A 21,119-nucleotide genomic window follows, 5' to 3' on the forward strand; every position below is an offset into this window, starting at 1 on the left:
CGGATCGCCGGACCGCCGGACCGCCGGATCGCCGGATCGAACGAAAGTCGCTGAGGCGCAGGCCGTGCGTGTTCGATGCGTCACGCCACTGCCAGATCGTGCATGGCACCATCGACGATGACGTGTCGCGCCCCCATCGAGCAGCGCTCCACGCGCGCCTCGATCCGGTACACGTCACGCAGCATCTGGCCTGTGATGACCTCTTCGCAGGGGCCGCTGGCGCGCGCGGTGCCGTCAGCGATCACGAGCACCTGATCGGCGAAGCGCAATGCCTGATTCAAATCGTGCAGCGCGATCAACACGATCATGCCCCGCGCCATCGCAATGTTCCGGATGAAGCCGAGCACCTGAAACTGTCTGCGCATATCGAGCGCGCTCGTCGGTTCGTCCATCAGCATGATTTCGGGCTCGCGCGCGAGCGTCTGGGCAATCGAAACGAGCTGACGCTGTCCGCCGCTCAACTCGTCCAGATGGCGAAACGCAAGCTCGCCGATGCCGATCGATGCCATGACGGTGTCGATCAACGCGAGATCGTCTTCATGCACGGTCCATGTCGGCTGGCGTTGTTTGCGCGCCAGCAGCACGGATTCGTAGACAGTCAGCCGAGCGGTGGCAACCGAGTCCTGCGGCATGTAGCAGATGCCGTCCATGCCGCGACGCGACCCCTCTATCCGCACCTCGCCGGGCCCGTCGACGAGCCCCGCGATGCGTTTGAACAGCGTCGATTTGCCGGCTGCATTAGGCCCCACGACCGCGATCACTTCGGAGCCCTTGAACACGGGCGTGCTGACATCGGAAAGAATCCGGCGGGCGCCGTACGCGGCGCCGACACCCTCGAGCGATAGCTTCACCATGTGTTCCTCTTGCGGCTCAGAATCAGCGAAATGAAAAACGGCACGCCGACGAGGGACGTGACCACCCCAATCGGAAAGATCGCGCCCGGCACGATGGTCTTGCTGACCACCGAGCTCGCCGAGAGCATCAACGCACCTGTCAGCACCGAGGCCGGCAGGAAAAAGCGTTGATCCTCGCCGACGAGCATGCGGGCGATATGCGGCCCGACGAGGCCGACGAAACCGATGACGCCGACGAAAGCGACCGGAAACGCCGCCAGCACGCTGACCATGATGAGCGTCTGCAAGCGCAGCCGCGGGACGTCGATCCCGAAGCTTGCCGCCTTGTCGTCGCCGAGCCGCAGCGCCGTCAATTGCCATACGCGTCGCGCGAAGATCGGCAACATGACGAGGATCGCCGCGCTGACGATGCCGAGTTTCGCCCACGTGGCCTTGGTGAGGCTGCCCATCGTCCAGAACACGACGGCGGCCACGGCCTGCTCGGTCGCCAGATACTGCACGAGCGCAAGCAGGGCATTGAAGGTGAACACGAGTGCAATGCCGAGCAGCACGATGGTTTCGGCCGTGACGCCGCGCCGCGTGCTGAGCAAATGAATCAGCATCGCCGAAACGAGTGCCATGGCGAACGCATTGAGCGGCACGATGTAGTCGACAGCCACGGGCAGCAGCTTGATGCCGAACGCCAGCCCCAGCGCGGCACCGAAACTGGCTGCCGCGGAGATGCCCAACGTGAATGGACTGGCAAGCGGATTGTTGAGGATGGTCTGCATCTGCGCACCGGCCAGCGACAAGGCAGCGCCGACGGCCACCGCCATCAAGGCCACCGGCATGCGAATCTCCCACAGCACGACGCGCAGTTGATCCGGTACCGAGGCGGGACTCAGCACGGCGCGCAACACGTCGGCGGGGCGATAGCTTGCCGGTCCGAGCGCGAGATCGCAGAGCACGCTGGCGATCAGCGCGATCGCGACGATGCCGAGCAGCAGCCTCTTGCGGCGCACGAGCCCGCGATAGGCGCTACGTTCGACCGTAGTGGGCAGGGACACCGAACTCATTGATGAAGCTCCTTCGCGGGCAGGCTGACGAAATAACCGGGTTTGTAATCGACCGGCAAAAAACGCTTATGCAATTCGCGGAATGTGGCATCGGGATCGAGGTCGGCAAAAAGCTCGGGATGAAACCATTTCGCCAGTTGCTGAATCGCCACAAAATCGTATGGGCTGTTGTAGAACTGATGCCAGATGGCATGAAACGCACGATTTCGGTTGGCGGCGATGCCCGCATAAGCCGGTCGCGCCGTGAAATACTCGAGCTTGCGCGCGGCTTCGGTCATGTCCGCGCCCGGGCCCAGACCGATCCAGTGTCCATGCGGCACGAAGGCCTCCCAATTCGCGGTCGTCACGATCACCTGATCCGGGTTCGCGGCGACGACCTGCTCGGGGTTCAACTGACCGAACGTCGTGCGCACGATGCCGTCGGCGACGTTATGCCCGCCCGCCATTTCGACGAACTTGCCGAAGTTCTCGTTCCCGAAAGTGAGGCAACAGTCCTCCGTATAGCCGCCGATGCGTTCGATGAACACGTTCGGTCTCGCCGGACGGCGGGCGGCGATGACGTCCGTCACCCGCCGAATCTGTTCGTTGCGAAACGCGATGAATGCTTCCGCGCGCGCCTCCTTGCCGAAAAGCTTGCCGATGAGGCGCATCGTCGGCTCGGTGTTTTCGATCGGATGGTGGCGAAAATCGACATACACCACGGGAATACCCAGCGCGCTCAATTTCTCCGTGTATCGCGCATCGTCGGTCGCGCGCTTCGCCTCGATATTCATCAGAATCACATCGGGCTCGAGCGAAACGGCTTGCTCGATGTCGAAGGTGCCGTCCTCGAATCCGCCGAACGTCGGAATATCTGCGATCTTTGGGAATTTGGTCCGGTAGGCGGACCAGGTATCCGGATCCGATTGAATCAAGTCCTTGCGCCAGCCGACGATCCGCTTGATCGGATCGTCGGTATCGAGTGCAGCGACGAGATAGAGCTGACGCCCCTCGCCCAGGATCACCCGGCGCACCGGCACATGAACCTGCACCCGGCGCCCCAGCAAATCCGTGACTGTCGTCAGCGCGGGCGTACCGGAGGCCGGTACAGCCGAAGCCTCCGCGGACTGCACAGCCGGCTTCGATAACCACCATACCGAGAGCACGACGCAGAGCGCGGCAATTGTGACTGCGGCTATCGCGGTGCCGCGCCGTTGGCGTTTTTCTGTCATTGCGGGAAATAGCGATGAATAAACATGAACCCCGTTACTGTCGGACCGAAACCCGCGCACGTGCGACAGGATGCCGATCGCGCGAGAGCACGAGGATGACAGCCACGGCGAATGCGTAGGCCGCCGCCACGAAAAAATAGGTGTATCGCAGGCCCAGGCCGCCGCTCAACCAGCCACCCAGCGCAATGCCTGTGATCGACGCGAACTGAGTCACGCTTTGCGCGATGCCGAGCACATACCCTTGATGAACCGTTCCGGCGGCGCGCGAGATCAACGACATCAGCACGGGCGTCGTCGCGCCGAGCAGCACACCCCACGCAAAATGGATCGCCACGAAAACGGCGATATGCCGCGTGAGCGCCGCGCTCAGCGTGAGGGCCATGCATGCGATGGCGACGCACGTCATGGCGCGCAGCGCCTCGCTGCGCAGCCGGTTCTCGAAGTAACGGGCCCACAGGGCGGCGGAAACGACGAATCCGAAGGACAGCATGCCGTAGCACAGGCCGACGACCCAGTTGTCGGCCTTGAATGTCGAGCTCACGTAAAGCGAGAACGGTGTCTGCGTGATCGTCCGACTCACGAGCAGAATGCCCACGATGCCGAGCAGGCCCGGTATTGGAGATGCTCGCCAAAGAAATGCCGCGCCCGCCCCCGCCCCGCCCGCCTGCGTCGGTGCGGGGGAATCTATCCGCGCGGGCTGCTGTGCGCGCACATCCGGCAGGACGACCGCGCCGGCGATGGCGCAACACAAGCAAAGCAGGCCGGCGACGAAATTGATCCAGAAAAACGTCGCGTTATCGAGAATCAGCCCGCCGACGACAGCCCCCGTCAGCGATCCGAGATTCGTCGACACCTGCAGATACGCAAAGAGGCGTGCGCGCCGCGACGGCGCAACGATACCCACCCCATAAGTCTGGGCCGGCGCAATATAGCCGGCGCACGCGCCTTGCACGAAACGCAGCGCGAGGATCGCCCAGACATCGCTCGCCCATGCCAGCGCGAGCTGCGTCAATGCGAGGCCCAGCAACGCCCGGATCATCATGAGTTTGTGCCCGGTGCGGTCGCCGATGCGGCCCCACAACGCACTGGTCAACATGATGCCGAGCATCGGCCCGACATAGACCGCAACACCCGCAAAGCCGAACTCGAGATTCGATGTACTGAGTGCCTTGAGACGAAGCGGCCAGAACGGGCCGCTCATCTCCATCGCACCCATGGAGACGAGTTGGATCGCGAACAGCACATGAATCAGCCGCGTGGCGCGCGGCGGTGCAAGCGAGGCGCCGGCGTGTGTCATCGGTCGGTCCCGCGAAGCGCCGTCACCGCATGTCGCAATGGATTGGGCAGATGATGCTGAAGCCGGTAGTCGGCGTATCTCAGCAGATGCATGCGCAAGACGGAGCGCGTCGGCCACGGATGTTCGAGAAACGCAGCGCGCTCTGTCTCCCACAACGTCGGATCGACTCGCGAGGCGAAGGCGTCGAACGACCGGGCCGTTTCCTCACGGAGGATCCCCCACAAGCGCGTGGGAGCCAGCCCATACTCGCGCGTGAGCAACAGCGCCATTTCGTGCAGATGGCAGACGAAGCACGCGTCGAGCACGAACGCACGCACGGGTTCGATATCGCCCTCGAAAACCGTGGGCAGGATGCCGGGATGCACATAAGGCTCGAGCGTGTGCCCGCGGGCGGCCAGCAGCGGCGCGTAGGTGCGTCCGTCGCCGAAATCGCGAATCAGCAGGCGCTTCGGGGTGCCGTCAGCCTCGAACAGCACCGAGGTGTTCTGCTGATGCGCCTCGAGCGCGATACCGTACAGCAGATAGATGCCGATCACCGGATGCGTGACGACATGCGCGTACTGCCTGAACCACGCTTCGACCGTTTCGGCCGTTTTCGCCGTGGCGCGTCGAGCGTCGCGCGTTTCGATCAACTCGGCCGCGAGCGGCCGGCCATCGATCGGCGATGCGCTCAGCAAGGACGCCACCGTGACCGGCAGCAGTCCGTCCGAACGCTCGAACGCGTCCTTGCTCGCGCGGAACGCGACCGACAAATGCCGTCCGGGCCTGTCCTCCTGCCGCACAGCATGCTTATAGTGAAATGCGATTTCTTCGGGAAAAATCTCGAGCGTTTGGTCGAAGCCCTGCTCGTCCGCCAGGATGCGCTGGATCAGCGTGCTGATGCGCGGTCCCATATGGATCGATTTCGCTTGCAGGCTGCGTTGCTCGCTCGTCAGCCAAAGTGCGACAGGCAGCTTGATGAACGGTACGGCACCCGGCAACCGCGGCATCATGGTGCGAAACGACATCGTCGGCCACGTCTCGATATCCGGGCCGTCGAGCATGAGTATGCCCTCCTCGATCTCGGCTGCGTATTCCTCGTGCACGAAATGTTCGAGATGCCACGCGTGAATCGGCAGCGGCAGCCAAGCACGCTCGTCGAGCCCTTTCTCGTTCAAGCCGTCCTTCCAGCGCGCCCAGACCTCGGGGAAATTCTCGGAGAACCAATCGTGATAGCTCTCGACATGCGGCATCCGCTCGATATGAGCCATGTCGCCGCGCAGGGCCGCGATGCGCACTGCCACCGTCGCATTGAATTCGGGAGAAAGCGCCGCGACTTGCCGCGCATCGAGATCCGGTTTGCTCTTCCACGTGGGATAGAACGGGTGGCCCTCGAGTGCGCCCCATTGGTCAAGCAATATCGCGGCGTCGCGCACGCTCAGCTGCTTGCGAAGATAGTCGGCAAAGCCCGCGGCTGCGCTCGCATCGATGTCGGCGCGCAGATCGGCATTCCAACCGTCCCGGTGAATGCGCGCGAGTGCGTCGTTCTCGATGCTGTTGGCGATGTCGCGCGCGAGCCCGGCTACCCCTTCCTCGCTCGGCGCGAAGTCGAAGTACGGCAGTAGCAGATCGATCAACCGTGCCGCGCTGAGAATCTCCTCGCGCGTGCCTTCGACACCGATCAACGTCACGGTGCCGTGATTGACGAACGTATCGGCCAATGCGGACTCGAGATTGCTGAAGAACAGCAGCGCGCGCGTATCCCAGAGCGGCAGCCATGCACTGGGGCCAACCGGCGCGAAGACGAGTTTGTCCGTGGCGATGATTTTCTCGGCGAAAAGGCAGCGCACCACGCGCCGCAGCGCATTGCGCCGCGCCAGGTTCAGCGCCGTCTCATGGCGCTCGGCACAACGGACATCGTCGGATTGCAATGGCAAAAGCGTGTTGTTCATGAAGTGTCCTGCGTCAGGCGGGCCAGGTTTCGGGAAAGTAGTCGAGCGCGGAGCTACGTAGTCCACCCATGTAGGACACGCTCCAGCGAAAGACCTCTTCGATATGAGGCAGGCGAACGTCAAGGCGGCGGCCCATTTCCACCAGCAGCGCAAGCCCATAGGCCACGTCTTCGTGAAAGGCGCGATGCGTCCTGTCGATGACGTACCCTGGGCGATCGGAGGCACGGATCAGCGGAGCCTGGATGCCGTCGTATGCCCGATTCGTGCGCAACACCGACAGCATCGTGTCGCGATCGCGAATCTGCTGTTCGTAGGCCTCGACGATCTCCTGCTTCAATGGTTTGACGGAAGAAAGGTCCACGCCCAGGCGGCGTTCGATGGTCTTGCACAGCAACTGACTCTCTTCGTCGCTGCGTTCGAGGAAATAGGCTCCGAGTTCTGGGCAATCGGTCCACCAGCAGATCGGGGCGGCAAACGTCTTGCCATGCCACTGCCCGTATGGGCCGATCAGCCCATAGATCACGGAGCTGTGCATGATCGGATTGCCCGGCGTCAGCGTGATCTCGAGATAATCGTCGAGCAACTCGACAGGCGCCGCATAGAGGCGCCGCAAGTGCGCCAGCAGTACGCGGCGCGACGCATCGCTCTCGCGCGCATGCGTCGCGACATGGAGCACGCTTTTCGCGCCCCCCATGCGGACCGATTCGCCGGGCTGCAAATCGGACGCGATATGCGCGACATCCTTCATTCCCCAAATGACGACGTTGGGGCGCTCGCCGAACGCGCGCTCGGCGAGCCAATCGAAGCCGCAAAAGCCGGGGATCGCGCCGACATATACGGGCTTGTCCGTTGGCAGATGCGGCGCGATGGCCCGCACGAGTGCCGGCCGTACATGCGCCGGTACCGTTACGACGACGATATCGGCACCCGGGAGCACCGTGGCGGGGTCACACGCGATGGCATCCAGGCGACCGAAGCATCGGCTGCCATCCGGCAGCACTGCGACGATGCCGTTCTCGTGCTCGCGAGCGCGCGCGATCGCATACTCGTTGTTCGTCAACAGCGCCACGCGCACACCGGGGATCTGCTTGAACAGCACCGCCGCGAGATGCCCGGTTCGGCCGCCGCCGCATACCACCACGTTCAGAGTGGACATGGGATTCGCTTCGCTCGCCGTCATGCGGCCTGCACCGCGTGCAAACGCGGAATGTCGCGCGGCAGCTCGGCTGGATGTTCCTGTCCAAGCCAGCCATCGAGCTGGTCCCAAACCGCGGCGTCGAGCAGATTGCGCTCCCTGAGCCACGTCTCGTCGAAGACCGTGTTCAAATATTTCTCGCCGCCGTCGGCCACCGCGGCCAGCACGTTGCCGCAGATCGTTCCCCTATGGATCAGTTCGAGCGCTTTGTAGATCACACCGCCCGTCGAGCCACCGACGAGCAACCCCGTGCGTCGCGCCATATAGCGGGCGGTCTCGAACGCTTGCGCATCGCCCACTTGCACGCCCATGTCGATGCAGCTGTAATCGAGTACGAGTCCGACCGTATCGCCGGCCGGTGTGCCGGTGCCCGATTGATAGTACGGGTGCCCCGGCTGGCCGAAGACGATCGATCCGTCGGGCTCGACAGCGATGGTCGTCGTGCGCGGGTTGTGGACTTTGAGCCCGCGCGCGATGCCGGTCATCGAACCGCCCGTCCCGACACAGCCCACATAGGCATCCACCCCACCCACCTCGGCGATGACTTCCCTCACGAACTCCGAATATCCGCCCGCGTTGGCCGCGTTATCGGATTGATTCATGAAGACGGCGCCGGGAATCTGGCTCGCTACCTTCGCGGCCATACGCTGGCGCTCGACCACCGCGACTTCGTCTTCGCGGTACGTGCCTTCGACATAACGAATCTCGGCGCCCAAAGCGCGCATGACGGCAATCTTGTCGGGCGCCGCATGATGATCGACGATGGCGATGAAGCGCAGACCGAACTCGACGGCGGCAATCGCCAAGCCAATGCCCGTATTGCCGGAGGAGGACTCCACGACGACGCCACCCGGGCTCAGCCGTCCCGATTTGAGCGCGGCGACGATCATATTGCGCGCCATGCGGTCCTTGATGCTGCCGCCGGGATTGTTCTTCTCGATCTTGAGCAACAGCCTTGCCTGCCGGGCTGGAACAGAAATACTCAGGACAGGTGTGTTTCCGATCAGGTCGGTGACTTTATTCAAAATCATTCCGATTCTCCATTCGATCGTCAGGTGAAATGTCCATGCCGCCCGTGGCGTCAAATGCCACGGCAATCCGGCGCGGCATGGGATGGCGGTGAAATTCGTTTTCGAGCAGGTCCATCTGGTAGCCGGCTGTGTTGGCATAGACCAGCAGATCCCCGGCTTGGGGTCTTCTCGAAAAATGAACGAGGCGATTCGTCAAGACGTCTTCATCGAGACAGCTGTGTCCGGCGATCCAGGCGCGCACCGGTACCGCGGTCCGCGTTTCATCGTTGGTGGGATGCACCGATACGACGATCGGGTCCACCAGGAACTCCGAGCCGAACCACGTTTCGCACGCGCTGAAGCTGCTGCCTTCGACGAAGACGACGGCCTCGCCCGCCGCCTGCGCCTTGACACGGGTAATGCGAAAAATCGATACGGCCGTCTGGTCGGCCAGGCTTCTTCCCGGCTCGATCGTCAGCGTCAGGCCTTGCGCATTCAGATACCGTGCGATGGACATACCGTCCGTGCAGGGCGAGCCGAGCAACCGGTCCAGCCACTCGCAGGCACCGATCGGGCCGCCATAGGGATAAAACGATGCGGGAATCTTGCCGTTGCGGTAGTGGTTCGGGTTCTGCGCGCGAACGAACGCTTCGTATTCCGCACTATCGACGTATCTGATCGGCATTCCGCCGCCGATATCGACGATCTTCGGAACGAGGCCCATCGCGCGAGCCGCATCGACGAAATGAACGAGTTGGCGCATGGCGCTGGCCCGCGTCTCGTAACGATATCCGCCGAGATGAAAATGAAAACCCTCGAAAGAAAATGAATTGCTCCGCAGAGCCAACCGCTTCATGCAGGCGAGCAAATCCGCCGCATTCATACCGAAGCGGCTCGCCGGTGCCTCTTCAGGGCGATAGCGCAGCAGTACGCGTGCGGGCCGGTCGGGTTCGATCTCGCGGACGATCGTTTCGAGGTCCGCCAGCTCCTCGCTCGAGTCGACCGATATCAACGCTGCATTGGCGACCAGTGCCATGTGAAAGACTCGTGTCTTCGCCGGGCCCGTCGCACACAACCGGGCCGGGTCGATCCCGGCGCGCAGCGCATCGCGCATTTCGTAGAGACTCGATACGTCCACCCCGATGCCTGCGTCGACCGCCGCACGCACGAGCGCGGGCGACTTGTTGACCTTCGCGCCGTAAAGAATCTCGAAGCGCAGATCGTGCCGGCGCAGCACCGCGCGAAACGCGTCGATGTTGCGAGCCAGCGTGCCCGGTACCACGACGTTGAGCGGAGAGCCGTACTGCCGCGTCATGTCGACCAACGCTTGCGGCGCGCCGTGCACGAGACGTTCGAGCGCCGGCGCCAGAATGGGACGCAGCGAGGCAGGTTCGAACACCTGGACGCCTTGCGTTCGGTCTTGCCGATGCGAGCGATGAGTTTGCATCCGTATCCCCATCGCCGTGATCAGAAATCCACGGTGGCGGAGGCGAACAGCGTTCGCGGTGCGCCAAGCGAGATCGTGCCGAAAGAGGCGACGCCGGACCAATACTTCCGGTTGAAGGCATTCAACAGGCCGGCACGAAAGGTGGTGGTTTTACCGTGAATGGCAGTCGTATATCGCGTGCCGAAATCGACCGTCGTCCAGCCCGGTACCGACTGCGTGTTCGCCTGATTCACATACTCGCGCCCCGTGAAATTCACGCCTCCTGTGAGCGTCAGGCCCGCGACCCACGGCAGATCCCATTCGGCGCCCACATTCGCCATCCAGGTCGGTACACCCACGGGCCGATTGCCCGTCGTCGCGGCGCTGGCGGTCTTGGTCAGCTTCGCGTCGAGCAGCGTCGCGCCGCCGAGCACGCGAACGCCCTTGATCGGCTCGCCTGCTACGGTGAACTCGAGCCCTTGATTGCGCTGCTCGCTATCGACGGTAAACACCGTCCCTGACAATTGACCGCTGGGCTTCGTGATTCGAAATGCCGCGAGCGTCGCCATCACGTTCTTGAAGTCGACTTTCACGCCGACCTCGTGCTGCTTCGTCTTGTACGGCGCGAACACTTGGCCCGCGTTCGAAGCGGCAGCCGGCGCAATGTCGCCCTTGCTGAGCCCTTCGATATAGTTTGCATAGAGCGAAACGTTCTGCACGGGTTTGAAGACGATCCCCACCAACGGCGTCACCGCACTCTTGTCGTAGGATGTCGTCTTGGCGCCAGTGGCTGCGCTGAAGTTGTCCGACTCGACTTGTTGATGGCGCACGCCGGCCGTGAACTGGACCCGATCGTTCAAGACGCTCAGCGTATCCGCGAGCGCCACGCCCGTCAGTTGCGACGACGACACCTTCGGCGCACTCGACGGCGAAGCGATGGCCTGAGCCGGGCTCGCAACGGGCGAATAAATGTTCGAGAAAATCGCGGTGCCGGAATTGCTCGTCTGCGCGAGACGATCCTGATAGAGACTCGCCTGCAGCGTCAGCGCATGCTTGACCGGACCCGTATCGAAGTGGGCGCGCAAGCCCGTGTCGGCGCTCCAGCGGTTGACCTGGAATTTCCAGTTCTGCGGCGTCGAGCGCGTATCGCCCGCGGCATCGATGATCGTCGGCGTCTGGTCGGACAGCCGCGCAACATCGGTCTTGGCGCCGCCTGCATCGGCGAATACCGTCACGTTGCTGTTCACGTCGTATTCGGCATGCAGCAGCGTCGACTGATCGTAGGATTTGAACCAGCTCCACGATTGCGTGACGTTGCGCCTTCCGTCAGCGGCAGATGGCACCGCGATGCCCGAGGTCACGAGGAAAGGCCGTGTGGGTGCATCGATCCATTGATATTGCTCGATGACATCGAGCGTCGCCCGGAATCGCTCGCCCTGGTAATCGAGCGACAAGGCGCCGACGTCCGCGCGCGAACGCTGGTTATCGAGCGGTGTGCCGCCTTGGCGATGCAGCCCGTTGAAACGAATGCCGAACTGCCGTTCGCTGCCGAACCGCCGGCTCATATCGATATGGCCACCCACCTGGGAATCCGACGTGTAGTCTGCGGTGAAGCGCGTGAGGTCTTTCGCGAGCGGCCGCTTCGGCACGATGTTGACGACGCCCCCGACGCCGCCGTTCGGCGACATGCCGTAAAGCAGCGCCCCCGGCCCCTTGAGCACATCGACACGCTCGACGTATTCGGTGAAGACGTGATAGTTCGGCACCACGCCATATACGCCGTCGAACGCGAAATCGCTCAGATTGCCTTCATTGACTGGAAAGCCGCGGATATAAAACGAATCGGTCACACCGCCCGTTTGCCCAGTGAAACGAATCGATGGGTCCTTGTTCAGCGCATCGCCGAGCGTGGGCGCCTGTTGATCGTCCATGCGCTGCGACGTGTAGTTGCTCACGCTGAACGGGGTGTCCATTGCGCTCTTGTTGCCGAGCAATCCCAGCCGCCCGCCCTCGGCGATCTGCCCGCCCACGTAGGGTTTGACGGGTTCGTCCGCCACTGCGTCGGTCTTGACCACGACCGCGGGGAGCGTGTTGCGCGAATCGCTCGGGCTCGTCGCCGAGTCCGGGGATGCCTGCGCGCAGGCGACAGTACTTAGGCCCGTCGCCAACAAACCGGCAAAAGCCATGCGTACCGCGATCAATAAAGGTTTGAGAGCGACGGAAGACGGAGCGGCAATCGGATAAATAGACCGAACGGCAGCACTGCAAGGCCGAAATGACATGATTGTTCGACGGTGTTGTTGTTGAGTGTTGACGAAACGTGCTCTGGCTCGAGCTCGCTTATCGTTAACATTAACGCAAATGAGAATGACTCGCAATATCATTTACTCATTTTCGTGCAGTGTGTCGGGTGCGGAGCACTACACGCGGCACTTCTCCCAGGGCGAGCTTTTCGCGCCGGCTCTGGGGAGCCAACAATGCCGCGGGAAGATGGCGATGCGAGGTTGCCGAGCACTCATGCGCCGCTAGCAGCCTACCGGCGCGTTCACCGGAGTTGCAGTCGCTACTCCGGGATCGCGATTGCAATCGCAACGTCCCAAGACCACCCGCGCGGCCGCGACACGGGCATCCCTATGTTCGAGAAGTCGAAGTTGGCGCAAGCGGCGACGCCATTTCAGATCATGACCGCTTGTCCGTATCGCGTCGGACGTAGTGTTCCCCCGGACGCGCTCGCACGCGCGGACGCTGCTCCGCGGGAGGCGTGCTCGCGTAAGCGCGCCGCCGATTACGTCGCTACGGATCCAATTGCCTGCGATGCGATGAGTCTCGGCAGGGGTTCGCATTTGCACTGGCAAAGGTCGTTTTCAAGCGCGACCTGCTTGCCTGTGACCGTCATCGTGCGTGGAACGCCATCGCTGATGATGACGCCTTGGGTCCGGCAGGCTGGACACTGCACGCGGCCGCCGAGGTAAGCCAACGGCTGTCCCTGGAACGACGAATTCTCGATGCCGTCTTCGACGACGCCATTGCAGGTGGTTTGGTCACCCTTGCGGATAAATCTTCGGTTCATGATGCGAGTCCTTCCGCCTCGGTTGCCGTAGGACTGCATGCGCGCTCGACCGCTTCGGGCCACGCGGGCTCGCGGCATGTCAACTGCGAGAGGTAATACGCGACCGCCTGAATGAACGTCGGTATCGCGGCCACAACCATCACGAGCCACATAACTGGATTCGAGGAATTCATTAACTCGGACGCGCCATCGAACTGCAACTTCAGAGCATTGCGAAACGAGACTTCCGTCGTAAGGAATTCGGCGACTGGCGGCACGGACGACGGACCTTCTTCCATAAACCGTCGATAGTATTCGAAGTCTTGGTACAGTTCCCCCATCACCTGGTGGCCGGCCGGGCTGCTCTCATCAAACGCCAAGTCTACGTACTTTCCAATTGAGAACGTGTCTACGACCAGTCCCTTGTCGTTTAGGACCAGACAACGAACGACACGGGGAGCGGTACCTCCCAGGCCGGCTTTGGGTTTGCGCTCAACGTATAAGAAGGCACTGTCCCATGGAACGGATAGAACCCCGCCGGGCCCGTTGTGGCGAAATGCGTATATTGTGCGATCAGCCCTATTGAATCGTATCGGCTTGCGAGTGTAGTTGAAACAGTCAACAAGAAGTAAGCGCACTGTCAAAGCGAAGAGGCACAGCAGAAAAGCCGTAAGCAAACTGAATCCCCAGTAAAGAATCCAAGCCTGCCCCTTCTCGCGAACCAGCGAGGGCATATCGACTAAAAGCCAAACGAACACAGCTGACAGGCACAAGGCTGCGATACCGCCAGTCAAAAAGGCGAGGAGCCCCCAACCTCTTTCGCGGTGTAATCCGTCGCACACTTCCAAAAATGAGTTGGTAGCATTAAAGGCGCTTCCAGAGCTTCTCGGCTCTTCCGTCAATGGTTTGCTTATGTCTAGCCGCGACGAAGCTTCTATTTCCGTCACGGGGCGGTTCAAGCGATACCATGCGAGTCCATCAAATGCCATGTCTTTTCCAGTCAAGAGAAGATTGCCAAGAACGCCTTCCGGTCTTCCTCCAGGGGTTCAAATCTTTCGTCGCGCGGCTTGACACCAAAATAGCATTGTTCGAGCCAATCGTAAGCCTCACGCTTGACGTAGCTAATTAGCACGCCGATGATGGCCGCCAAGACCAGTAGCGGAAGCGTCAAGACGGAACCAACAAATGCTGCAACAGTCAGGGCGACGCCTACGGCGGCTGAAGTGCCGTACAGCAATGCCAATACGGCATTACCGTGTTTGGTCTCGTCGATAAGGTGGTATGCGTCAATGGTAGCTGACACGAGGCCAACTATCGCTCCCCCATACCTTCCAACAGTTCGGAGGAAGCGACCGAACTTGGCCAGGCGCCCCGATAGCTCGACGTGTCCTTTCTCCAACTGCTCGAGCGCAGACCCCCCATACTGGGCAACACTCGCCACCAGCCCAGCGACTGCATTGTCGAACTTGACGCCATTCTCCGTCTCGTTGAACCGGTTGGACTTCTTCAGTTCTGCTCGGGCGAGGTGCAGGTTGATAGCATTAAAAATCGCCCCAATGCCGGCAAATCCCGGCTCACCTTTGGCCATGAGCCTGAACTTGGGCATATAGACATTTTCAACGACATTGGGCGTCAGCGTCGACGCGACCATCTGCTGCGACAGACTCCGCGTGCCCTTGACGCTGGATAGGGCCGCTGCCTCCTCCGCATTGCTTTGGACGGGCACAAACTGCTTGACCTTCACTTCCAAGTCCTTGTCGCCGGCAGGCGCCGCTTTATCGCGTAGCTTCGTTTGCAAATCCTGAACATCGATTTTCTGCCGTCCCGGCATCATTTCCTGCATCTGCCTAGCGATATAGTAGACCCACTGATTGGGCGAACCCCACAACGCTTTGAACTCGAACAGCTTTTTCGTCCGCATACACATCGCCGCGTAGAGCACTTTCGCAGCCGTCGCATCCACACTCGAACTAACAGCTTGGACAATCGGCCCGCCGGCCTCGTGCAGCAGACGTGCAAACGAGCTTGCGATTATCCCTTTGAGGCTGCGGTCAGCCTTCTCGGCGACCTCTTCGATCTTGCTATAAGCCTCGATGAGCTTCGCCACGGACTCCCGCATTTCGATATAGGGATAGCTCGAAGCCTCCTTGACCTTCTCGCCCAAGACCGGGTGATTCAGCACAAACGCGCGCAGCAGCGGATTGCGCTTATCGGAGACGTCACCCTTCGCCCACGTGACGAGCACGTCGACCGTCTCCTTGCGGTCCGCCGCGCCCTCGATGCAGTTCGTGAGCATATTCGTATAGCTGACACCGCTCCGGCAATTCCCCTCTTCGTAGTCGAATTGAAAAACGTCCAGCAGCGCAGCACTGGTTAGCCAAGCTTTGTGGTCCTGCGAAAGCGGCACTAACGTACTCGTCTGCTCTTGCTCCAACTTCGCAGCCATATTCTTTTTGAAATCGTGGATGGCTTGCGGCCGATAGTGAAACGTGTACGGTTTCCAGGCTTCGGGGCCGGCACTGACGAGACCTGCTTCCTTCATCTTCTCGATGCTCTTGAGCTGCTTTTCGAGCAGCTTCCCGCCGTCGAAAATCGCCGTCGTGCCCAACCCCTCATAGGCATTGGACTCGAGCAGACGCGAGCCGTTTTCGACGTCCTCCTTGGCCGACGCAACAACGGCTTCGTGCAACGCATCGATGGCGCTCGCGGTCCAGATCCCGTGCCCGTATGGCTCGAGCGCAGCGCCGAATGCGAGCCGCTGTTCGAAGTTCAACTCTTGCGTGATCCCGACGGGGTCCCACAGCGCGAAAACAAGCCCCTTGTCTGGGGTGATGGAGTCCATCGCCTTCTTCAACGCGGATCCTTGTCCGGCGCGGTTGTGATACGGGAAGAGCGCGGTCGTCAGTGCCTCCGAAGGGTTCGCCTTGTACTCGCTCAACAGGTCGGCAACGTGTGTCACGCTTTCCGCGTGATGCTGCTGCGTGCTGCCGTTGAACCACCCCGCTGCGTCGAACTTTTGCATTCGCTTGTCGCGGCAGCCCATGAAGTTCGATGCATACGCGTCGCGGACCTTTTTCGTCCACCGCTCGTCGCTGAAGGCGATATAGACGACGCCTGCCTTTTCGGCATCCTCGATAGTGATGCACTGCGCCAGTTGCGCATGTCCGGCCTGATGACAGTTGAACGGCTGTTCGAGGCTCCGGTCGATATTCATATCGAGAGGGTATTCGTACAGATTCCCTTCGACAGTCACCGCATATGCTTGCCAACGCCCGGTCTTCGGATAGAACACGTACACATAGCCGTAGCGCAGCGTGCGCAACGCGTACTTGGCCTTTTTCAGCGCGATGTTCGTCACCCCGTCGCCGAACCTTCCGCCCATGAGTCTCATCGCGCCGGCGGCGCTGTGCGCCTTCGTATCGGCGAACGCCGAGTAACGGACCGGCAAGATGGGCAAGCCCTTCTTTTTGCACATGTTGCAGCTGCCGGGCTCGCGCGTGGACGCCTGCATTGCCGCTGTCGTCAACTGACCGATATTCGAGAAATCGAAGTCGTAAGCCATATTCTTGTTTCGTTAAAACGTGTGGCGATGCCGCGGTCATTGGTACTGGATGCTTTCGCGCGCGATGGCTTCCCAATCGCCCTGCGTCCAGCGTGCGACGGTCTCCGCATACGGCGCTTTGTCAGGCGCCTGCAACACGGTCCGGACACGGGGATGGCGGTCGAAATACGGAGAGACGATCGCGCCGTGCAGGGCGAACGCGAGCAAGTCAGCGCCAGAAAGGCCATACATCTCGCCCTTCGCCAGTTGCGCATCGAGCAGCGAAGGCATGCCGGGCTTGAGAGGCGCACCGCTGCCAAGCAGTATTTGAAGCGCCCGCTCGATGACCTCGATGCGCGTAACTTGCTCGTATTGCGCCTTCGTAATTGCAAACTCCTCGTTCGGGGCTTTTGCGCCCTCGAGTCTCACCCATTCCGCCGCGCTGTCGAGATAGGACCAACGCGTCACGGGCCCCATCAGCGCGCCGAGTTGTTCGGGTTTCAGTATCCATCGCAAATGCGCAAACACGCGCGGATCGTAGAACCGGAAAATTGAGGTTCCTTCCGTAGGCTTTGGCAGCAGCAGGCGGTTCGCCAAATGCCGCCGCAATCGAGTGGAAGCTTTATCGCATTCGAGAATGGCGCAGATGACCGGCGGCGTTCCTGCGGCTCGGTCGCGTTCCGCTTGCTCACGCAGTGCCGGCAACTGCTCGTCAGGATGCTCAGCGCAATACAACATGGGCGCCGTGCCCTCCAGCTCCGGTCGTGTCTCGGGAACGAACTCACCGACGTCGTAGACAGGCGGCGCGCCCGGCAGTTCGAGCTTGCCGTTGAGGGGCTCAACGATGACATAGTGAATCATGCCGTGACCTATACGAGCGCAGCGCCGGACTGTGCCGCTGCGCCCATCTGCTGGGCGCAGGATTTGGCGGCTGTGAGCTGCGCGGAGGCATTCTCACTTGCCGGTCCGTCGACCACGAACTGTGCGCCCTTGACCTCGACCGTTCCCGGCGCATGCAGATAGATGTTGCCGTCGGCCAGTCGGATCGTCGCGCCGCCCGCTTTGAGCGTGATCTCTTTTTGCGCAGTGACCTCCACAGCACTAGCCGTCGAAATAACCTTCACGGTCTTGTCAGCCGTGATTTCGATGTTGTCCGACTGCGCTTGGAGTTCGACTTTGCCTTTGCCTGCGAACAACTTGATACCGGCGTTTTGCACGAAAAAGCTGAGCTTGTCGCCGACGCTCGCAATCCAGGACTTCGCCGCCGACACATACGTGCTGGAGCCACTCACGAGGTTGATATGTTCGGTAGCCGCTGCGTGCAGCGATTGCTGAGCCGACAATCCCATACCGGAGGGGCTCGCCAGCAGCATGATGGGCTGCGAAAACGAGTTCGCAGTACCCGTGCCGCCGCCAGCGGTGCGGCCACCGCTCATCGTTCCTTGAGCATCGTTCTGTGTGGATGCGGCGAAGTCTTTGATTGCGCTTTGCGCCTCATCCAGCCCCTCAGCCTGGCCGTCTGCGGCCGCGAGCGACCGTCGCTGGATCACGCCGCTCGAGTCCATCAGATGTCGAGTCGCCTCCTTGGCATCGAGCGCCTGACTCGATGTGCCGCCGCGCGCATAAGTCGAAACGTAAAGCCCTTGTCCTGCGCGTACGGTACCCGACGAGTCGGTCTTCAAGTCGAAGCCCGTGCCGAGGTAATTCCCGCGTGTATTGCCGCTGTGGTCGACGAGGTACCCGATGTGGAGATATGAATTTGCCGTCGAACAATAAAGTTGCGCGCGACTTTGTGCCGTCGAGTCATCGAAAACGAGCTGATTGAAACCGTATCCGCCATACTCCTTGGACTTGAAGCCGGACAACAGGCCGTTCGTATGCCAGTGCGGCGTATTGATACCGTTGAAGAGCACGCCCGTGACGACGGGCCGGTCGCAGTCCCCGTCGATATAGTCGATGGCGACTTCGTGACCTACCCTTGGAACGAACACGCCCCCGAACGTGCTCCCCGCATGCGGCGAAACCGCGCGCAGCCAGCATGAAGACGACTGATCTTTGTTCCCCAGCCGGTCCCAATGCATCTGCACCTTCACGCGGTTCAATTCATCGGTGTACACCTCTTCATTGGCCGGCCCGACAACCGTTGCGGTTTGCATGTGCATTGCCGGCTTCTTGTGCTCGAACGGGCTACGATACGGTACGCGCTTGCGTTGCGCCTCGATCTCGACAAGAAAGAAGCTTTCGCCCCCGGTCGGATCGGTCGACGTAAACACCGTCTTGAGGTCCTTGTGTTCCGCGCGAACACGTGCCATTTGCCGCTGCAAGCTGTGCGGAAACGGGCGGCTGTTACCCAGCGGCAGATTGTTCTGGATGTACCAACGAACGGCGATGGTCGCAAATTCCCGGTCTTGAGCTTTATCGGTGTCATGCTCAGGGTGGTCCTTCAAGCGGAACCACCGGCCCGCATCCATGCACCGCACGCTGCCGACGCCAAAAAATCGCTTGCTCCGAGCATCCAACTCTTCGAGGCGAATGCGCACATAGCGTTCGCCCTGGTCCTTGCCCCCTTCGCGCACGGGAAAACTGTAGTGCCCCGCGTACTCATAGACCTCGAGTTCTTGGGGCACTCCGCCGCGTTGCGCCCAGGAAGTTCCCGCGCGCGCTCTCGGCATGCTCGGGAGCTTGTAATCGGCCGTGCGCACAGCGTATGCAACGCTCTCGACGATGCGCTCGCTGCCCCACTCCACGAGTGTATCGATACGGCCTTCTCTCTCGCCACGATAAAACGTGACCTCTTGCGAATCGAGGGGCTTGAACCGGTCAATATCGTCAGTGATCACGACCGTATGCAACTTCCCGTCGTTCGCTTGTTCGATGTACGTGAACCAGCCTTCGGATTCCATCAGCCGGTGGACGAAGTTCGCATCGGTCTCGTACTGTGTGCAGTAAGAGCGCTTGGCGCCCGCGTCCCTGACGTCGAACCGGTAATGTCCCCTTGCGAGCGGATGGCCTTCGAATACCTGCGCAATGATGCCGGCTGTCGTGAGGTCTTGAAAAATTCTCGCGTCCTTTCGGTGCCGCAGAAATCGCATCCATGACGACAGCGAGAGTTGATAGTACGTGAGGCCACCGTCCCCACCGAGGCGGCGAGTTGCGAATACATAACCGTGACAAGGAAGATACGTATCGTCGGGCTGAAGGACCCACAACGTGACCGGCTGCCCCATCAACTTTTTGAGTTCGAGGGTTCGCTCTCGCGAGACGAGGTCGATTATGAGTTCAAAGCCTCGGCCGATACGGGATTCGCCGACCACGCGCTGAGGCAAGAGCGTGGGCGTCCCGTCCGGGGTTTGCAGTATCAGCGTTCGGTTGGCTTGCTCGACTCCCGTCTCGAGCATGAGCGAATGAGCTGATCTACCCATGTCAAATAACCCCTTTCCAGCCACATCGGCAATCAAAAAAATGGAATCTTAAATTAAATGGATGGCAATGGAAATGATTTATGCCACCGGCTTAAATATCTTAAAAATTATTAACTATTTTCGGGAATTTATGCCGGGTGAAAACGTTTTAGGCGGCGTCGAGCTGCGCCGTGGCAGGTATCTTTTGCTTGGTTTTTCGACATGAACGGAACCGTTGACGCCGGAGAAACGGGGCGAAGTCATGGTGCGATGGAAAATCCGCAACAAGAAGACTGGAAAAATCGTCGACGGTGGCGAACGCGGGCGCTACGGTCCGGTGCGGATTTCGACTGCCGCCCGCCGGCAGCACCGTTTTCTGGTTGCACAATCCGGACTACGTGAAGGCCACGGGAGGAAAGGCATACCGATAAAACCCACTATCTTGCTAGTAACAGCGCTGGCCACCATTTCTCTAGGCAACGCTCACGCGGAGGAAACCTACGAGAGCTACGACGCGTTTTACGCCGCCCGACCAGGTGCAGTTTTCGGCGATCCAATCGAGTCCGAGTCTGGCGTGGCCTATTCCGTCCCGGGTAAGCAAGGCGTTCACACCGAACTGACCGCCGCGGTGGAAAAGCAACCGGTGCGGATCGCATTGGCAGCAGACCAAATAACGGCCAACGGCAAGGCCTTTCGGTATGGGAGCGCAACGACGTTCCCCGGTGAACACCCATCGGATTTCGCCCCCAGAGTGCCAACGTTTTTCTCGCCAGACGAACAAGCGCTCACCCCGCCGTCCTCTGCGTGCAAGGAGATAGCAGCGGGTCGGGTGAGTCCGATCGCCACAAACAAATCTACCTACTGGTCGACCCGTTGACGCCCAAAGGCAAAGTGACGTTTTTGCATTTACCGAGCTTGCTCTCGTCGTGCCGAGCAGTAATGGAGGCGAAAGAGGGAGGCTTCGCTTTTCCGAAAAACAGCTATTTGTTCGACGATGCACAGGAGTCGCGCGTCGGTCTGCTGATATCGTATTTCACCTTCGAGCATCGGCGTTTTGTCCCAATGCACAACAAGATGCGGCTTCGCTTTACTCAGCCAGAGGTGCCGTTCCGATTCGCGATTGAGGACAAGAACTGAATCGATCGCACC

At 60.9% G+C, this 21,119-nt stretch carries 17 protein-coding genes; 3 read left to right on the forward strand and 14 right to left on the reverse strand.

Translation table 11 applies throughout. The features are described from left to right. Nucleotides 1–80: 80 nt before the first annotated feature. The 14 genes from ACR9ZC_RS03215 to ACR9ZC_RS03280 form a co-directional block, all read right to left on the reverse strand. Nucleotides 81–854, reverse strand: a complete 774-nt coding sequence (locus tag ACR9ZC_RS03215; protein ID WP_481579096.1) for an ABC transporter ATP-binding protein — start codon at nucleotides 852–854, stop codon at nucleotides 81–83. Further along, nucleotides 848–1,909 (reverse strand): FecCD family ABC transporter permease, encoded by a 1,062-nt coding sequence (locus tag ACR9ZC_RS03220; protein WP_173255654.1) that lies wholly within the window; start codon nucleotides 1,907–1,909, stop codon nucleotides 848–850. Before ACR9ZC_RS03220 ends, ACR9ZC_RS03215 begins: the two co-directional genes overlap by 7 nt. Beyond that, complete coding sequence (locus tag ACR9ZC_RS03225; RefSeq protein ID WP_481579097.1) at nucleotides 1,906–3,120, reverse strand: ABC transporter substrate-binding protein; 1,215 nt, start codon at nucleotides 3,118–3,120, stop codon at nucleotides 1,906–1,908. Before ACR9ZC_RS03225 ends, ACR9ZC_RS03220 begins: the two co-directional genes overlap by 4 nt. 34 nt (nucleotides 3,121–3,154) lie before the next feature. Next, nucleotides 3,155–4,417, reverse strand: coding sequence for an MFS transporter (locus ACR9ZC_RS03230; RefSeq protein WP_481579098.1), 1,263 nt, complete (start codon nucleotides 4,415–4,417; stop codon nucleotides 3,155–3,157). Further along, the gene (locus ACR9ZC_RS03235; protein WP_481579099.1) at nucleotides 4,414–6,348 is read right to left on the reverse strand and encodes an IucA/IucC family protein; all 1,935 of its coding nucleotides are present in this window, start codon (nucleotides 6,346–6,348) and stop codon (nucleotides 4,414–4,416) included. The genes ACR9ZC_RS03230 and ACR9ZC_RS03235 overlap by 4 nt, the downstream gene beginning before the upstream one ends. Nucleotides 6,349–6,361: 13 nt before the next feature. Continuing rightward, nucleotides 6,362–7,504 (reverse strand): NAD/NADP octopine/nopaline dehydrogenase family protein, encoded by a 1,143-nt coding sequence (locus tag ACR9ZC_RS03240; RefSeq protein WP_481579100.1) that lies wholly within the window; start codon nucleotides 7,502–7,504, stop codon nucleotides 6,362–6,364. A gap of 20 nt (nucleotides 7,505–7,524) precedes the next feature. Further along, nucleotides 7,525–8,574 carry a PLP-dependent cysteine synthase family protein gene (locus tag ACR9ZC_RS03245; RefSeq protein ID WP_481579101.1) on the reverse strand — a complete coding sequence of 350 codons (1,050 nt, stop codon included), beginning with the start codon at nucleotides 8,572–8,574 and terminating at the stop codon, nucleotides 7,525–7,527. Further along, nucleotides 8,561–10,000 carry a Y4yA family PLP-dependent enzyme gene (locus ACR9ZC_RS03250; protein ID WP_481579102.1) on the reverse strand — a complete coding sequence of 480 codons (1,440 nt, stop codon included), beginning with the start codon at nucleotides 9,998–10,000 and terminating at the stop codon, nucleotides 8,561–8,563. Before ACR9ZC_RS03250 ends, ACR9ZC_RS03245 begins: the two co-directional genes overlap by 14 nt. Nucleotides 10,001–10,020: 20 nt before the next feature. Then, complete coding sequence (locus tag ACR9ZC_RS03255) at nucleotides 10,021–12,165, reverse strand: TonB-dependent receptor (RefSeq protein WP_481579103.1); 2,145 nt, start codon at nucleotides 12,163–12,165, stop codon at nucleotides 10,021–10,023. A gap of 599 nt (nucleotides 12,166–12,764) precedes the next feature. Next, nucleotides 12,765–13,049, reverse strand: coding sequence for a PAAR domain-containing protein (locus tag ACR9ZC_RS03260; protein ID WP_481579104.1), 285 nt, complete (start codon nucleotides 13,047–13,049; stop codon nucleotides 12,765–12,767). Continuing rightward, nucleotides 13,046–14,017, reverse strand: a complete 972-nt coding sequence (locus ACR9ZC_RS03265; RefSeq protein WP_481579105.1) for a DUF6708 domain-containing protein — start codon at nucleotides 14,015–14,017, stop codon at nucleotides 13,046–13,048. Before ACR9ZC_RS03265 ends, ACR9ZC_RS03260 begins: the two co-directional genes overlap by 4 nt. 11 nt (nucleotides 14,018–14,028) lie before the next feature. After that, a complete protein-coding gene (locus ACR9ZC_RS03270) occupies nucleotides 14,029–16,539 on the reverse strand; it encodes a T6SS effector BTH_I2691 family protein (protein WP_481579106.1) in 2,511 nt (836 codons plus the stop codon). An 87-nt stretch (nucleotides 16,540–16,626) separates the two neighbouring features. Then, the gene (locus ACR9ZC_RS03275) at nucleotides 16,627–17,430 is read right to left on the reverse strand and encodes a DUF4123 domain-containing protein (RefSeq protein ID WP_481579107.1); all 804 of its coding nucleotides are present in this window, start codon (nucleotides 17,428–17,430) and stop codon (nucleotides 16,627–16,629) included. A gap of 8 nt (nucleotides 17,431–17,438) precedes the next feature. Next, nucleotides 17,439–19,991: a type VI secretion system Vgr family protein gene (locus ACR9ZC_RS03280; protein ID WP_481579108.1), complete on the reverse strand. Its 2,553-nt coding sequence runs from the start codon at nucleotides 19,989–19,991 to the stop codon at nucleotides 17,439–17,441. Nucleotides 19,992–20,058: 67 nt separating this feature from the next. Between ACR9ZC_RS03280 and ACR9ZC_RS03285 the strand changes: the two genes are divergently transcribed. The 3 genes from ACR9ZC_RS03285 to ACR9ZC_RS03295 all read left to right on the forward strand — a co-directional run bounded on the left by ACR9ZC_RS03285 (nucleotide 20,059) and on the right by ACR9ZC_RS03295 (nucleotide 21,107). After that, complete coding sequence (locus tag ACR9ZC_RS03285) at nucleotides 20,059–20,196, forward strand: hypothetical protein (protein WP_481579109.1); 138 nt, start codon at nucleotides 20,059–20,061, stop codon at nucleotides 20,194–20,196. A gap of 36 nt (nucleotides 20,197–20,232) precedes the next feature. Next, nucleotides 20,233–20,847 carry a hypothetical protein gene (locus tag ACR9ZC_RS03290; RefSeq protein WP_481579110.1) on the forward strand — a complete coding sequence of 205 codons (615 nt, stop codon included), beginning with the start codon at nucleotides 20,233–20,235 and terminating at the stop codon, nucleotides 20,845–20,847. Between the two features lie 62 nt (nucleotides 20,848–20,909). Then, on the forward strand, nucleotides 20,910–21,107 hold the full coding sequence (locus ACR9ZC_RS03295) for a hypothetical protein (protein WP_481579111.1): 198 nt from the start codon (nucleotides 20,910–20,912) through the stop codon (nucleotides 21,105–21,107). Nucleotides 21,108–21,119 lie beyond the last annotated feature (12 nt).

Source organism: Trinickia sp. HAY1-2D (assembly GCF_056754935.1).

Excerpts from the sequence above, each read along its gene's own strand:
- ACR9ZC_RS03215 (WP_481579096.1), bottom strand. The coding sequence starts at position 854 with ATGGTGAAGCTATCGCTCGAGGGTGTCGGCGCCGCGTACGGCGCCCGC.
- ACR9ZC_RS03220 (WP_173255654.1), bottom strand. The coding sequence starts at position 1,909 with ATGAGTTCGGTGTCCCTGCCCACTACGGTCGAACGTAGCGCCTATCGC.
- ACR9ZC_RS03225 (WP_481579097.1), bottom strand. The coding sequence starts at position 3,120 with ATGACAGAAAAACGCCAACGGCGCGGCACCGCGATAGCCGCAGTCACA.
- ACR9ZC_RS03230 (WP_481579098.1), bottom strand. The coding sequence starts at position 4,417 with ATGACACACGCCGGCGCCTCGCTTGCACCGCCGCGCGCCACGCGGCTG.
- ACR9ZC_RS03235 (WP_481579099.1), bottom strand. The coding sequence starts at position 6,348 with ATGAACAACACGCTTTTGCCATTGCAATCCGACGATGTCCGTTGTGCC.
- ACR9ZC_RS03240 (WP_481579100.1), bottom strand. The coding sequence starts at position 7,504 with ATGTCCACTCTGAACGTGGTGGTATGCGGCGGCGGCCGAACCGGGCAT.
- ACR9ZC_RS03245 (WP_481579101.1), bottom strand. The coding sequence starts at position 8,574 with ATGATTTTGAATAAAGTCACCGACCTGATCGGAAACACACCTGTCCTG.
- ACR9ZC_RS03250 (WP_481579102.1), bottom strand. The coding sequence starts at position 10,000 with ATGCAAACTCATCGCTCGCATCGGCAAGACCGAACGCAAGGCGTCCAG.
- ACR9ZC_RS03255 (WP_481579103.1), bottom strand. The coding sequence starts at position 12,165 with ATGGCTTTTGCCGGTTTGTTGGCGACGGGCCTAAGTACTGTCGCCTGC.
- ACR9ZC_RS03260 (WP_481579104.1), bottom strand. The coding sequence starts at position 13,049 with ATGAACCGAAGATTTATCCGCAAGGGTGACCAAACCACCTGCAATGGC.
- ACR9ZC_RS03265 (WP_481579105.1), bottom strand. The coding sequence starts at position 14,017 with ATGGCATTTGATGGACTCGCATGGTATCGCTTGAACCGCCCCGTGACG.
- ACR9ZC_RS03270 (WP_481579106.1), bottom strand. The coding sequence starts at position 16,539 with ATGCAGGCGTCCACGCGCGAGCCCGGCAGCTGCAACATGTGCAAAAAG.
- ACR9ZC_RS03275 (WP_481579107.1), bottom strand. The coding sequence starts at position 17,430 with ATGATTCACTATGTCATCGTTGAGCCCCTCAACGGCAAGCTCGAACTG.
- ACR9ZC_RS03280 (WP_481579108.1), bottom strand. The coding sequence starts at position 19,991 with ATGGGTAGATCAGCTCATTCGCTCATGCTCGAGACGGGAGTCGAGCAA.
- ACR9ZC_RS03285 (WP_481579109.1), top strand. The coding sequence starts at position 20,059 with ATGGAAATGATTTATGCCACCGGCTTAAATATCTTAAAAATTATTAAC.
- ACR9ZC_RS03290 (WP_481579110.1), top strand. The coding sequence starts at position 20,233 with ATGGTGCGATGGAAAATCCGCAACAAGAAGACTGGAAAAATCGTCGAC.
- ACR9ZC_RS03295 (WP_481579111.1), top strand. The coding sequence starts at position 20,910 with ATGGAGGCGAAAGAGGGAGGCTTCGCTTTTCCGAAAAACAGCTATTTG.